The organism is Pseudarthrobacter raffinosi, assembly GCF_023913835.1.
GTDB classification, from domain to species: Bacteria; Actinomycetota; Actinomycetes; order Actinomycetales; family Micrococcaceae; genus Arthrobacter; species Arthrobacter raffinosi.
This window is the reverse complement of sequence record NZ_JAMXBG010000023.1, coordinates 55,645-68,938: the sequence shown is the minus strand read 5'-3', so window position 1 is coordinate 68,938 and position 13,294 is coordinate 55,645. Positions and strand designations below refer to the sequence as shown.

Annotated in this window: 15 protein-coding genes and 1 pseudogene; 8 read left to right on the top strand and 8 right to left on the bottom strand. The window is 65.0% G+C overall.

The genetic code is table 11. The annotated features are described in order from the left end of the window. Window positions 1-113: 113 nt before the first annotated feature. The 5 genes from NG697_RS18400 (at window position 114) to NG697_RS18380 (ending at window position 4,269) form a co-directional block, all read left to right on the top strand. Window positions 114-644 carry an ROK family protein gene (locus NG697_RS18400; RefSeq protein ID WP_252614886.1) on the top strand — a complete coding sequence of 177 codons (531 nt, stop codon included), beginning with the start codon at window positions 114-116 and terminating at the stop codon, window positions 642-644. Between the two features lie 58 nt (window positions 645-702). Then, window positions 703-1,200: a beta/alpha barrel domain-containing protein gene (locus NG697_RS18395; RefSeq protein WP_252614885.1), complete on the top strand. Its 498-nt coding sequence runs from the start codon at window positions 703-705 to the stop codon at window positions 1,198-1,200. Beyond that, window positions 1,197-2,438, top strand: a complete 1,242-nt coding sequence (nagA, locus tag NG697_RS18390) for an N-acetylglucosamine-6-phosphate deacetylase (protein WP_252601932.1) — start codon at window positions 1,197-1,199, stop codon at window positions 2,436-2,438. The genes NG697_RS18395 and nagA overlap by 4 nt, the downstream gene beginning before the upstream one ends. A gap of 225 nt (window positions 2,439-2,663) precedes the next feature. Further along, the gene (locus NG697_RS18385) at window positions 2,664-3,371 is read left to right on the top strand and encodes a CPBP family intramembrane glutamic endopeptidase (protein ID WP_252614884.1); all 708 of its coding nucleotides are present in this window, start codon (window positions 2,664-2,666) and stop codon (window positions 3,369-3,371) included. 82 nt (window positions 3,372-3,453) lie between these two features. Next, window positions 3,454-4,269: a hypothetical protein gene (locus NG697_RS18380; RefSeq protein WP_252601926.1), complete on the top strand. Its 816-nt coding sequence runs from the start codon at window positions 3,454-3,456 to the stop codon at window positions 4,267-4,269. A 67-nt stretch (window positions 4,270-4,336) separates the two neighbouring features. Here NG697_RS18380 and NG697_RS18375 read toward each other — a convergent pair whose 3' ends face one another. Continuing rightward, window positions 4,337-4,510: a hypothetical protein gene (locus NG697_RS18375; RefSeq protein ID WP_252601923.1), complete on the bottom strand. Its 174-nt coding sequence runs from the start codon at window positions 4,508-4,510 to the stop codon at window positions 4,337-4,339. A 402-nt stretch (window positions 4,511-4,912) separates the two neighbouring features. Between NG697_RS18375 and NG697_RS18370 the strand changes: the two genes are divergently transcribed. Continuing rightward, a complete protein-coding gene (locus NG697_RS18370; RefSeq protein ID WP_252614882.1) occupies window positions 4,913-5,389 on the top strand; it encodes a MepB family protein in 477 nt (158 codons plus the stop codon). A gap of 81 nt (window positions 5,390-5,470) precedes the next feature. On the opposite strand, the gene NG697_RS18365 is transcribed toward NG697_RS18370, so the two are convergent. Continuing rightward, window positions 5,471-6,205, bottom strand: coding sequence for an MBL fold metallo-hydrolase (locus NG697_RS18365; protein WP_252601921.1), 735 nt, complete (start codon window positions 6,203-6,205; stop codon window positions 5,471-5,473). A 160-nt stretch (window positions 6,206-6,365) separates the two neighbouring features. On the opposite strand from NG697_RS18365, the gene NG697_RS18360 reads away from it, so the two are divergent. Beyond that, window positions 6,366-6,605, top strand: a complete 240-nt coding sequence (locus NG697_RS18360; RefSeq protein WP_252601918.1) for a winged helix-turn-helix transcriptional regulator — start codon at window positions 6,366-6,368, stop codon at window positions 6,603-6,605. A gap of 46 nt (window positions 6,606-6,651) precedes the next feature. On the opposite strand, the pseudogene NG697_RS18355 reads toward NG697_RS18360, so the two are convergent. From NG697_RS18355 to NG697_RS18340, 4 genes and pseudogenes are all read right to left on the bottom strand, one after another. Next, window positions 6,652-7,463 (bottom strand): annotated as a pseudogene (locus tag NG697_RS18355) (AAA family ATPase). Beyond that, a complete protein-coding gene (locus NG697_RS18350) occupies window positions 7,460-8,656 on the bottom strand; it encodes a TnsB C-terminal domain-containing protein (RefSeq protein ID WP_252612204.1) in 1,197 nt (398 codons plus the stop codon). The pseudogene NG697_RS18355 and the gene NG697_RS18350 overlap by 4 nt, the downstream one beginning before the upstream one ends. Before the next feature lie 30 nt (window positions 8,657-8,686). Then, window positions 8,687-8,932 (bottom strand): helix-turn-helix domain-containing protein, encoded by a 246-nt coding sequence (locus NG697_RS18345; RefSeq protein WP_252612206.1) that lies wholly within the window; start codon window positions 8,930-8,932, stop codon window positions 8,687-8,689. Continuing rightward, a complete protein-coding gene (locus NG697_RS18340; protein ID WP_252601912.1) occupies window positions 8,929-9,540 on the bottom strand; it encodes a recombinase family protein in 612 nt (203 codons plus the stop codon). The genes NG697_RS18345 and NG697_RS18340 overlap by 4 nt, the downstream gene beginning before the upstream one ends. A 257-nt stretch (window positions 9,541-9,797) precedes the next feature. Here NG697_RS18340 and NG697_RS18335 point away from each other — a divergent pair, with 257 nt between their 5' ends. Then, on the top strand, window positions 9,798-10,454 hold the full coding sequence (locus tag NG697_RS18335; RefSeq protein WP_252601909.1) for a hypothetical protein: 657 nt from the start codon (window positions 9,798-9,800) through the stop codon (window positions 10,452-10,454). 654 nt (window positions 10,455-11,108) lie between these two features. Here NG697_RS18335 and NG697_RS18330 read toward each other — a convergent pair. Both NG697_RS18330 and NG697_RS18325 read right to left on the bottom strand, forming a co-directional pair. Further along, entirely contained in the window at window positions 11,109-12,074 is a 966-nt protein-coding gene (locus NG697_RS18330; protein WP_252601906.1) for a 3-hydroxyacyl-CoA dehydrogenase family protein, read from the bottom strand. A 187-nt stretch (window positions 12,075-12,261) separates the two neighbouring features. After that, the gene (locus NG697_RS18325) at window positions 12,262-13,239 is read right to left on the bottom strand and encodes an NAD(P)H-quinone oxidoreductase (RefSeq protein ID WP_252601903.1); all 978 of its coding nucleotides are present in this window, start codon (window positions 13,237-13,239) and stop codon (window positions 12,262-12,264) included. Between the last annotated feature and the right edge of the window lie 55 nt (window positions 13,240-13,294).

The window sequence follows — 13,294 nt, the reverse complement described above, 5'->3', positions numbered from 1 at the left end:
CCCTCGGTCCCCGTCGCGCAATTCCAATGCCCTTGCCAGATAAACCATGAATCAAGTCTGACAAACAATCAGACCCAAAGTAATCAACGACACGCTACACTAGTGGATAACTAGTGGCCTTCGGCACCGGCGTCGGCGGCAGTTTTGTCCTGGCCGGGCACCCGGTCCTGGGACACCGCTATGCGGGCGGCCACGTGGGCCACTTCGCCTCGCCGTACGCATTCCACGAGGGCCAGGCTATTCTCTGCGTCTGCGGCGGCGCCGGGCATGTTGAGGCCATCGCCTCCGGGCCCGCCATCCGCGAGGCGTACGTGCGGCTCGGCGGCAAGGAACCGGCGCTGGACGCCCGCGGTGTCTTTGCCCTCGCCGGCGACAGCGATGCCATAGCCATCAAGGCGTGGGCATGGGCGCCTCTGCCGCCGGCCAGGCCGTGGGCGGACTCGCCAACATCCTGGACCCGAAGTGGTGGTGGTTTCCGGCGGGCTCTCCGACGCCGGCGCGCCCTGGTGGCGTCCCATGGAACGCGCCCTTCGCGCCGAACTCCTGCCCGCGCTGCTCGGCCTCCCCGTCCTCGGGCTAAACTCGGCAACGCAGCAGCAATGGTGGGCGCCGCGCGACTGGTCCTCACCACCACTCGGTCCTAAGCACCTCGTCATTCCCTGATCTTCAGCCCGCTCCGTCAACCTTCCAGAGGAACCGACCGTGATTCTGACCCCCGAAGCCCTGCGCGGGCAACTCATCGTGTCCTGCCAGGCGTATCCGGGCGAGCCCCTGCGGGACCCGCGCAGCACGGCGCAGATGGCCGCTTTCGCAGTGATCGGCGGCGCCGCTGCCGTCCGTGTCCAGGGTCTGGCCGATGTGCAGTTCACGCGTGCAGCGGTGGAGGTTCCGGTGATCGGGCTCTGGAAGGACGGTCACGACGGCGCCTTCATCACTCCCACACTCCGTCATGCTCTGGCGGCGGCCAACGCGGGCGCCCACGTGGTGGCCATCGACGGCACGCGCCGGGAGCGTCCGGACGGCCTGACCCTGGCCCAGACAGTGGCGGGCATCCACCACGATTCCCACGCCTTGGTGATGGCGGACTGCGGCTCGTTCGACGACGCTGCCGCGGCGGTCGAGGCCGGGGCCGTCGTCGTCGGAACCGCGATCACGCACCCGGCCACCATCACCGGCTGGTTCGCCGAGGCCCTCAAGTGACGCCCGGGCCCACCGCCGCTGAGTCCGGGAGCTACCTGCTGGCCGGCACGGTCCTGACCGACGGCTCGATCCAGGACGACGCAGTGGTGGCCGTCGCGGACGGCCGCATCGCGTATGTAGGGCCCCGCGCGGGCTTGGATGAGGCGTCGCTGCCCGGTCTTGAGGAACTCGAACTGCCGCGGGGCAGCCTGATTCTGCCCGGCCTCGTTGACCTGCACTGCCACGGGGCCGTGGGCGGCGACTTCCCCAGCGGCGACAGCGGGGCTGCCAGGGCCGCCGTGGACTTCCTGCACCGCAGCGGCACCACCACGCTGCTGGCAAGCACGGTGACCGCGTCCCGCGAGGACCTGCTGCGCGGCCTGGAAACCCTGCGGCTGCTTGCCGATGAAGGGCTCATCGCGGGCATCCACTCCGAGGGGCCGTTCCTGTCCCACGCGCGATGCGGCGCCCAGGATCCGCGGTACCTGCGCGAGCCGGACCTCCCCCTGCTGGGCGAACTGTTGGCCGCGGCCGGCGGCCACCTGCGGACCATGACGTACGCGCCCGAACTTCCCGGCGCCGACGCCGTGGTGCGGATGCTCGCCGAGCACGGCGTCACGCCGTCGGTGGGCCACACTGACGCGGACGCGCGGACGACGGCGGCCTCCCTCACCGGGGCGGCGGAGCTGCTGGCGGCATCCGGCCTGGGGACCGTATCGCGCCCCACTATCACACACCTCTTTAACGGTATGCCGCCGCTGCACCACCGCAGCCCCGGACCTGTCGCCGCGTGCCTCCGGCTGGCCGGGGCCGGCACGATTGCCGTCGAACTCATCGCCGACGGCGCGCACCTGGACCCCGAAACAGTCCGGATGGTCTTCGAGTTGGTGGGGGCTGAAAACGTGGTCCTGGTGACCGACTCCATGGCCGCCACTGGGCTGCCGGACGGGGACTACGAGCTTGGCCCCGCCGCCGTTTCCGTCAGCGGTGCCGTGGCCCGGCTCAGCAACGGCACCCTCGCTGGCGGGACGGCCACATTGCTGGACGTTGTGCGGCGGACCATTAACGCCGGCGTGGAGCCGGCCGCCGCTGTTTTGTCAGCCACCGCGGTTCCGGCGGCCATCATCGGCCAGGGGCAGGAAATCGGAAGTCTCCGCGCGGGCCTGCGGGCCGACGTCGTAGTGGTGGACCGCAACTTCCGCCGCGTCCTGGTCCTGCGCGAGGGGCGCACCCTGGGCCGCCCCGCCGTCGGAGTTTAGCGCCGGCTCTGGCCTGCGGGAACGCCGTCAAGGCCGGCGTCCAGCACCGGCGCGCACGCGGGCAGGGGGCGGACAATTGGAGCACCTTGCAGTGACTGTTTGGAGCCATCATGCGCCGTTCCACTGGCTGGCTAAAACACCACAGGCCTTTCGGCATTCTTTGTCCTGACCTACGCGATTTCCTGGGCATCGTGGCCCGCTTACGCGTCAGGGCTGATTCCCCGCATGGAATTCCTGCCGATAGGCCCGCTTGCTGCGGCCATTATCGTCATAGCCCTGGCCGAGGGCCGCCCTGGCTTCCTTGCCTGGGGACGGCGACTCATCCGGTGGCGCGTCGGGTGGGTGTGGTACGCCGTCGCGCTTCTCCTCCCCGCCGTCCTTGTCCTCGTCACGGGGCTCACCACCATGGCACTCGGGGCCTCCGCTCCGGGCCTCGCACAGCTGACGTGGAACGGGCTGCTGACCGTCTTCGCCGTCCGGCTGGTCAATCCGCTGGACGGACCACGCGGCGAGGAACCCGGGTTCCGCGGCTACGCCCTCCCGCTGCTTCAGGCGTCCCGGCCTCCGCTGGTGTCCGCAGCCATTCTCGGCGTCCTCGTGGCCCTCTGGCACCTGCCGCTGGTCCTCTTTGGCGGGCTAAGCGTGATCGGCCTGCCGACGACGTTCGCCATCACCTTCCTCTACGTGTGGCTTTTCAACCGCACAGGCAGCAGCGTCCTGCTGACGCTCCTGTTCCACAACAGCCAGGGCACCCTTCACGATGCGTTCCTTCGGCTTCACCGGTCCCGGCGCCGGCCGCGCGGAGCTGATCTACTTCGTGGTCGTCGTCCTCGCGGTTCTGGCCACTGTGGCGCTGGACCGCCGGGCATGGCGCAAGCACCCCGCCCGGCCACCGCCGTCGGGCGTTTCTCCTTTAGGAGGCGTCCCAGGTGAACGACGGCGGGCAACAGTCGCCCTGCGAACGGCGCCTGTAGTCCCGGTCAGGACCTGGCCGCATCGCGCTAGACTTTCGATTATGACCGGTGCCCCTCCCCGTCTTCTGGCCTGGCTCGTTGCCCTGACGATGCTCCTCACGGCGTGCGCGCCCGCGATCGGCTTTGACGAGACCGCCACCGATCGACCGATAGCGACGTCCTCGGCCCGGCCAGCCGCTGGCGACGTCGCCCCCGCCCCTCACCGGACTCCGGCCCCCACACCGACGCCGGTTCCCACGCCGACGGCGGTGCCCCAGGCGTTTGCCCTGAACCTCTACCAGGAGGGGGACTTCGTGCCGCAGTACACCTTCGACTGGTGTGTGGCGGCGAGCATCCAGATCGCGCACAACCTCATCGATGACACGGGGGGCGGCACGTGGGCCGATCGCGCTCAGCAGAACGACCTGTGGGAGATGGCCCGGGCACGGTCGTCCAACTCGTTCAACGGTGCCAACCCATTGGGTTGGGCCGAGGTGCTGACTGACGTGGGGATGGGGCCATACGCCGTTGTCAGCATCGCCAACTACGAGGACGCACCGCAAACGGCGGCGCGTGCCATCACCGAAACGGGCCGGCCGGTCGGGCTGGTCATGTGGAGCGGTCGCCACGCGTGGGTGATGAGCGGGTTCGAGTCGCTCGGCGATCCCGGCCAGTTCCCGGAGTTCTCGGTCACCGGCGTCCGCGTCCAGGATCCGCTCTACCCGCACGGCAGCGGGCAGTGGGGTCCATCGCCTGCGCCCAACAGCCTGCTCAGCCCCGAGCAGCTGGCGACGCAGTTCGTGGTCCGTGAGCCGCGACGCTGGAGCAGCGATCTGCCGGCGGGCTACCTGCTGGTGCTGCCGCAGGCCGAGGCCTGACCAGGTTTTTTGTGCCCTGAGCTTACTTCAATCTGGATTGAAGACTGGCAAGGAAGAGGCAGCGCGCCTAGCTTCTGTCACTGCCGTTGGCGGTGTCCTTGGGCGGGGCCGCACGTTTCAGCTCAGCAATGCGGAGCCGAAGGAAGGTGATCACCAGGATCAGGACGTACGCCGCCAAGCCGATCAGTACGGCCATGAAGACCACGTAAGGCATGGGCCAGATGCTGAAGACTTGGGTCACAGGGGATTCCCCCAATAGTTGTGCTCACCCTACGCGGCTCATCCGCGCACTGCCGGGAGCGCCATCATCGGGTGAACACCGTCCTTACAGTAGAACTTCCGGTTCGCATTTGGGGTGACGATCCCCGGCAGCCTGAACACGTTGTGATCGAATGCCTTGGGCTGCTGGAGCTCACATAGCGCGAATTCCGAGCACGTTCAACGTGCCGCAAAGACCATCATGGCGTTCTGTAGAACGTGTCCCGTCTTGAGCCTTCAAATCGACCCCTTAGGGGTGGTTCGTGAACCAGAGGATTCGTTGTCCAGGACCCCCTTTCCAGAAGACGTGCACGTGAGGATATCGTCGGGGTAGTGAGGGCTGAGCTCTTCGCGCACAGCCCCGTCGCTCCATCCGGATGTCGCCATGGTGATGAGGGTTCTCGGCGACCTCGGCCTCGTCTGTTCCCCCGCCAAAGTCGAGGTCGACAACGCTGAGTACGGTGCCGCGATCTCGGTAATCGGTCGGTATCCGGTTCGCTTCAGGGTCGGAAAGCTGACCCCGACGAAGGTGGGCTTGTTCGTGACAGTGTGGCGGCGCTCTCTCGATGGGTCGACCGAACCTCTGCCTGCGGAGGAGTACAGCGACGTGCTGGTGATCTGCGTGCGGGAGGATTCCCGAGTCGGAGCATTCGCTTTTCCGAAGGCGCTCGTCAAGCATGGCGTCGTGTCCGTTGGCGGCGCCGGAGGCAATCGAGGGTTCCGCGTCTATCCGCCGTGGTCAGCTACGACGAATCGGCAGGCGAAAAAATCCCAGCAGTGGCAGTGTAATTACTTCTTCGAGATGGCTGACGGATCCGCCATCGATGCGCAGCGAGCCAGTCGACTCTTCGTTGTGGCCTAGACGGATTCGGCGACATTCGGTCAGGCCAGCTCAGGTGGCGGGCCGTCGTCGGGACACCCCGCAGCACCCGGGATGCGACGGCTATTCGAGCGTCTCGTTCAGTTCTCTTTGGGCGAGCCGCTGGAGCTGCCATTGATGAACCTCCGGCAGCCACTCCAACGGGGCCGACGGACCGACCCGCGAGTCGTCGGGAACACCGCCGTCTCGCAGGGCCTGCACGTACGCGCGATCCTGTTTGATACGTGCTTGTAGCTGCCCAGTTCCGCCGACCGAGCCGTGACCGGGGATGACGGCGTCAACGTCGTCGGCCAGGCGGTCAAAGAGCCGCAGCGCGGCGAGGTAGTCCTCGATCGGATTCGCGGCCTCGAGGTCGAGGAACGGCATCAGGATGTCAGAAAGCATGTCGCCGGCGACGAGGACGCGGGACTCCTCGATCAACAGCGCGGCATGGCCTGGGGCATGGGCCTGATGCTCGATGATGCGGACTTTGGGGCCATCCCAAGGAATCTGCGTAGCTTCGGCGGGCAGACCGGTAATGAGCCCGAGCAGATCCATCGGGATCTCCTCGGCGTACTCCGGCGGGAGCCCCTCGGCTATGCGGGCCTTCCAGTCCGCGTTCGACAGCAGATCTTGGATAGAGGCCGCGCAGCGGGCTGTGCCGTAACGGGGCGCGTCGCCGAAGTCCGCGTGCCAGAGCACGTGGTCCCAATGAGGATGCGTCGAGAAGCCTGCCACGACGGGCTGGCCCAACTCGCGAAGGTCGTTCGCGAGGGCCGCCATTTCGTCGCCCGTTATGCCGGGGTCAATGAGCAACACACCGTCCCCCCCTGCACGACAACGGAATTACTCTGGATGAACTCGCTCTCGTGAACAACAACGCCCTCAGCGACTTCCTTCAGCATGAAATGCCTTCCGCTTGTGGTTTGCAACCCCTTGTCGAGACGGTATTAGCTGGCGGTAGTAGAGTGCAAGCACTATGGGCGAAGCGGGTGAGCCGCGGTCGGGGTGCCCTCAACGCGCCGTGGAGGCGTTCGGCGATCGCTGGACCCTGATCGTGCTCCGCGACATCGTCTTCGGAGACAAGCACCATTTCCGAGAGCTGCACGCCGGATCACTCAAGGGTATCGACTCGAATGTTCTCGCGGAACGGCTCAAGAAACTCGTCGCTCTGGGGTTGCTTACCCCGGGAGGACACGCGCTCCGGACAGCGGTGTGACTGTTACTTCGCAATGGCGGTTATTTCACAGCTCGGTTTGGCGGTTCTAACTGATTCCGATGACGAGGGTTGAGCGTGCGGCCTCAACGACGTCATCGGTGATGGTGCTGAGTTCGTTGATTTTCATGACCCGTTCGATTTGGGTGAAGAGCCGGTCGATGAGGCGGAAGTTTCCTCGGGTGATCCGCGCGACGGCGGCGATGGCCTGGGCATCGGTGAAATCTTCCGGGTCCAGGCTCTGACCGAGTTTGTGCCATCTGCGCTCGAGGACGAAATTCAGTTCTTCCTGTGCGAGTGGGCGGTATTCGTGGGCGAAGCCGACCCTGCTGTAGAGCTGTGCGTAGCGGCTGAACCATTTTTCAATCCCGGGCATGCCGATGAGGATCAGGGCTATGTTGTCCCGGTCGTAGCGGTCACGCAAAGTTCAAGCGCCGTGGCGTTGAGGCGCTCGGATTCGTCAATGATGAGCAGCTCAACATGCTTACCGGTGCGGGTGTGCGGTCCTGTCTTCTTGCCGATCTTTTCCAGATGCTGATCAACGCAGATCGATACGCGGGTGCTGATGTGTTCGAGTTCGGCGTGGATTTGTTTGGGTGAGGTGAGTACGGCAGGGGTGTAGAAGACGGTGCGTGTCCGGGCCAGGGCCGCGTAAATCTGGTAGTCGGAGTCGTCCCGGGGACCCCACTGTTCTATGAGGTTCTCGGCCTTATGCCAGTTGGCGTAGCGCCTGGCGGAGAGGGTCTTTCCGATGCCGGCCTGGCCGTAGCAGATGCCGATGGTGTGCTGGCGGCGCACCGCGTCGGCGAACTCAGCGAACCGGCGGTGCTCTTTGGTGGCAATGAAGCTTTGTGGTGTCATCGGTCGTCCTCCAGGTAGGTGCGTAGCTTCGGGCGCTTCTTGGGTTGATCAACAGCGTCCGGAGCGGGAGCCGGTTTCGCTGATGCCAGGTCCGGCAGGTGCCGGGCCACGACGGCGATCCGCTGGTTGATTTGTCCGCGCAGTTCCCGGCGGCGGGCCGATCGTGCGGCCTGGATGTCTCTCAGCGTGAGAGTGGAGGTTTCATGGTCAGGGTCCACGGCCCTGCAGATGAACTGGTTCTTGTGGAAGACACGGATCTCGGTCACGTCCCGCGGGTCGTAGCGGACAACGACGGGTTCTCGGACGTAGGCGGCCAGGAGCGGCGAGACGTATCTGAGCCCCTGGAAGTGCACGCCGTCGCGGTGGACGATCCGGGGTTTGGCCACGGTCAACAACAATAGATTCAGTTCGTCCATGGTTGCCGGGAGCCGGGGCAGCCACCCGTCGCCTACCCAGGCGTGATGCGGGGTGTCTTTGATCTCGGGGTGCTCGCGTTGGTGGTACTCCTCCGTGATGAAACGGCAGATGGCCGCGTCCAGCTCCTTGAGGGTCAGCACCGGTGCCGGGGGCCGGTGGCCGCGGGCCAGGTGTCCGGGCAGTTCGGCCAACAGCTCCGTGTTAATGGTGCCGTAGAACCGTTCGATCTTTCCCCGGCCTTGGGGTCTTGCGACCGTTGAGTAGGTGATTTCGAAGTGCAGGTCCTTCGCGGTTTGGGTCAGGTGGTGGCTGGTGAAGTCTGAGCCGTGGTCGACGTAGAGGATGTCGGGGATCCCGCACATCGGCCACCCTGCGCCGGCTTTGGGCCAGATTCCCTGCCGCAGCGCCAGTGCGGTGTTCATAGCGGACGGTGCCCCGAGGAAGAGCATGTAGCCGCATATCGAGCGGGAGTAGTCGTCCATGATCGTGGTCAGCCACGGGCGCCCGGGCAACAGGTTCGCGTCCAGGACGAGGATGTCCAGTTCGGTGTGATCTGCCTGCCAGATGGCGTTAGGGCGCTCGGCCCGGTGCCGCCAGGCAAGCTCGTAAGTGTCCCGGTAGGCGGCAATTCCCTGTTGGGAGAGTGTTCTCATGCCGGGGTCGAGGCCCCTGGTGATGGAGCGGACCGTGCTGTAGGAGAGCGGCCGCCAGTCGTGGTCGGCGGCGACGCGGTTGGCCTTGCGGGCGACGGCAGCCACGGACAGGGGCGGTTTCACCAGGGCCAGGCCTTCGACGAGTGCGACCAGCTAGGGGGTGCTCCTGCGTCGGGTGGTCCCGCGGTTGGCTGTGGACAGTCCGGCGATGCCGTCGCGTTTGTGGGCCGCGTGCCAGCGCTGCAGTGTCCGCAGTCCGATGCCTTCGTGTATGGCGAGGGTCGTCAGCGGCACACCGTCGTCGACGTGCCGGCGCAGGATCTGCCAGCGCACCAACGCTGTCTGCTCGGGCGTGGAGGCAGTGTCCCCGGTCAGGGTACTGCTGCCTCCGGCCTTCACCGGACTGTTTTCTGTGTCGCTGTTGAACGCCGCCGCGGCGCAGCAGGGACCGGTTCGCGCCGGAGTGCCCGATACACAGTGGTGCGGCTGACGCCGAGGACCTCACCGATTTTCTCGACAGTCATGTCCTTCTGCTCATACATCCGGCGGGCGGTCCGGAGCTTGTCCTTGGTCAGCAGCTGGGGCCGGCCCCCAACGCGCCCGCGAGCCCGCGCTGCCTGAAGCCCTGCGTTGGTCCGTTCACGGATCAGATCCCGCTCAAATTCCGCCAGTGCGGCGAACACGTGAAAGACGAGACGTCCGCCTGAGGATGTGGTGTCAATTGCCTCCTGCAGGGACCGGAAACCGATGCCACGCTCCTGGAGATCGGCCAGCTGGTCGATCAGATGCCGGATGGACCGGCCGAGCCGGTCCAGCCGCCACACAACCAGCGTGTCCCCCGGCCGGAGTTGATCAAGGACCTTCGTCAGTTCCGGCCGGGATTCCAGGGAACCGGAAGCGGTGTCGGTGAAGATCCGGTAGCAGCCGGCAGCCTTCAACGCGTCCTGCTGCAGGGCCGCGTCCTGGTCCCCGGTCGATACCCGCGCATAGCCCAACAGATGTCCCATGCGCCCAAATGTACCAATACCCGTCAACCATCAGAAGAACCGGCACGTAGAAACCGGCACTGAGTTTCGCTACAAAAATCGAGTGTGCATGGAATTTTTTAAACGCACCTGCTTGTCTGTAGCGGAAACGTTCGTTTCCAGCACGGTAGTTGATGCTTCTTTTCGTTCCCAAGTGCCCGGAGTGGCGGCGGTACGTATGAGCTGCTCGGTCCACGCTCACCTGCCGCAGCTATGGGGTAGCGCAGTAGACTATGGGAGTGGCCGTAGTGCAGGTGTCTGTCCGCGTTTCCGCCATCTCCCTTGCGGTGAGTGGTGCAGTCACCGCTACTCTCGTGCCTTTGCACCCAAGCATCTTTGACCGTCCCGTTGATGAGGTTGTACGGGATACTGAGGTGTGGCAGCCCATCCATGTCGCGAGCATCTTTGTGTTTGCATTGGCGTTCATCGGTGCTGCCGGCCTCGTCGCGGTTCACAACGGCCAGCTACGCCGGTTAGGGCATGTGGGATTAGTGTTCTCCTTCGCCGGCGCAATAGGCGGTTCCGCCATTGGCTTCTTCGAAGCGTTGGTTTTTCCTGTGCTGGCGGACAGAGACCCACAGTTGTTGGAGCTCAACGGGCCGATGTTCACGTCGTGGCTGGCTATTGGGGCCGGGCTGCTAGTGCTCGGGTGGGTGCTCGGCCTGGCGGTCATTGGAGTGGCCGCCGCGCGTGCGGCAGTATTTCCTCGCGCGGCCGGAGTGCTGCTGGCTGTCAGCGGCCCGGCGTACCTGGCTCTGGGCGGACCTTTCATTCCCGTCGCCGGGGTGCTCTCCGGGGCGCTGTTCGGAGCGGTTCAACTGTGGTGGGGATGGCTGATCTGGAAGTCCCCCGCCCAGCCGGCAGAGGCCCATCGCCTGACGGTCGAGCGACGGTGACCGGGTCTCCACACTAGTTGTCCTCGAACGGCAGCTTCTGCCGCTCGCGTCGACCCCGTATAGTCCGATGAATGTGTCGGTGGACGTTCCTTCAACGGGACGGCAAGCCGCCATTCAAACTGTGATTTAACCGCCATTTCGGGTTAACAGTCACAGCCCCAACTGGACGAAACTCTTGGCCCGTGCCCTGGGTTCTCCGGACTTTCCGGGTCCGGGTCCGGCAGGCCGTGTTCGACCTCGCCTAACTTTAGGCAGGCATGGTCCTACAGCGCTTTTCCACAGGCACGAACAGTTCGAAATCGAATGTGCACGCGTACCAGTAGTTGCTTGGCAACAAGAAGGGGCCTCCCCGACCGATAGCTACAAGGCGCTCGTCGTCCAACTGACCACGTCCCGCAGAAGTCTGATCCAAGGCCTCTGCGGGACTTCCGGCCCAGCGGGCGACAAGTTCCTTTTCTTGCTCCGTTGCACTAAGCCGTGCATCCAGCAGGCCTGCCGGGGCAAGCCCGGGCGCCAGCGGAGACGCGGGACCAGGCGGGAGGTCCTACGCGCCGCAAATTGGATGTCAGCGGGGGAAAACCGCTTTTTCTGGTAGTTCCGCCGGATCTTCCATAAGGGATCGTGGCGGCGGTTTGGCGGTTGTCCCCGAGTTGGTTAGAGCCCGGGGGCTTCGCCGAGGTCTGCACGGAGCTGCGACAAGCGTGCATAGGCGTTGTCTCGGTAGGCCAGGAGGGCTGCCTGGTCTGCGGTGTCAATGTCTAGGAAACCGTGCCCCCTCTTCAGCCCTAGGTTTCCGTCCTTGACCATCGCGGAAAGCGCCTCCGGGGCGGAGAAGCGATCGCCGTACGCTCTTTCGAGGGTGCGGTACGCGGATTCGTAAACGTCGAGTCCGGCCATATCGCCGATGGCGAAGGGGCCGAAGAGGGCGAGGCGGAATCCGAATGTGTTGCTCACAACGGTGTCGATCTGTTCGGGTGTGGCGACGCCGTCGTCAACGATCCGGACTGCTTCCTTGTAGAGGGCGAACTGGAGCCGGTTGGCGACGAATCCTGGCGTGTCTGCCACCCGGGTCGGTGTCTTGCCCAGGCTACGAACGAGCTTCTCGGCGAAGTCAACGACATAGGGGGCGGTGTGCGGGCCGGGTATGAGTTCGACCCCCGGGATGAAGGGGGCAGGATTCATCCAGTGGACGCCGAGGAACCGCTCCGGACCGGCCACCGATAGGGCAAGTTCTTCGATGGGGATGGCGGAGGTGTTAGAGGCGATGACCGCTGTGGGCGGTGCGGCGGCCGAGATCCTGCGGAGGATACCGGCCTTCAATGCGGGTTCTTCAGGAACCGCTTCGGCGATGTAGTTCGCCGCGGCCACGGTTTCTTCTATGCTGTCCGCAGCGGCGAGGTTTCCTTCGATGACCTCGGAGGCCCCTTCCGGAAACAACCCGCGGGCCTCGAATCCCCGTGCCTGTTCAACGAGCCTGAAGCGTGCGCGTTCGGCCGTCTCGCCGTCGACGTCGCCCAACGCGACTTTGTAGCCGTGCATCGCCAGAACTTGGGCGATTCCCCCTCCCATGTAGCCCGAGCCGACAACGGCCGCGGTTGTGATGGTGTCGATGCTTGTCATGAAGATCCTCCTTGAAAGATGGTTCGGGGCAGTTCGGATGGACCGGACCGGTTTAGCGGATGATGGTGTAATCTCCGTCGATGGCCAGGGGTGGCCGGTGATCATGAAGGCGGGGCCAATGTTCACCTCGCCCGGCCGGGTCGCGGAGTTTGGGCGCCAGACCTGTTCCCGTGGCCGTTTGGTACCGCTAGACCGTAAGTAGCACTTTGCCGATGTGGGTGCCCGAATCGAAGTACCTGTGCGCGGCGGCCGCCTCAGCGAGGGGAAAGGTCCTGCTTATGGGCACCTCGATCATGCCTGCAGCGACCAGCGGCCAGACGTGCTCGGCCAGCGCCGCCATGATGGCAGTTTTCTCTTCCACCGGCCGCGGTCGCAGCAGCGTGCCGATCACACTGGCGCGCTTGGCCATCAATGACCGGATATCGAATTCGGTTCTCGCTCCGCCTTGCAGCCCAATGATGACCAGTCGGCCGGAAAAGTTTAGGGCGTCGATATTGCGGGACAGGTAGTCCGCGCCAACCACGTCCAGAATGACGTCGGCGCCCCGCCCGGCCGTAGCTGCCTTGATTTCGGCGACAAAGTCCTTTTCCTTGTAGTTGATCAGAATGTCCGCGCCCAGGGCCGCGGCCGCGGCCAGCTTTTCCTGCGATCCTGCCGTAACAGCAACATTGCCTCCGAGGGCCTTCACCAACTGGATGGCAGTCGTTCCTATGCCGCCTGCTCCACCGTGGATCAGAACCGTCTCCCCACGAACAAGCCGCGCCGACATAAAGAGGTTGGAATAGACGGTGGCCATTGTTTCCGGCAGGGCTGCGGCGCTCACGATGTGGAGGCCTGCGGGAGCCTTCAGCACCTGGCCTGCGGGAGCCACGACATGCTCCGCATAGCCGCCACCGGTGAGCAGTGCCACTACCCCATCGCCGACGGAAAACTGTGTAACACCCCTTCCCAGAGCCGAGACGGTGCCGGAGACTTCCAGGCCGAGAACATCGCTGGCACCGTCAGGCAGCTTGTAATTGCCTTCGCGTTGCAACGAATCGGCCCGGTTGAGTCCGGCGGCGGCCACATCGATGAGCACTTCGCCGGGCGCCGGGACGGGAATGGGGACCTCATCAAGACCAAGTACCTCCGGGCCCCCCGGTTTCCTTGCGCGCACTGCCTTCATTGAATCCTCCAGTAAGTTGCTGCTGCCAGGGTTTTACTCGGCAGGGCGTTGTTAT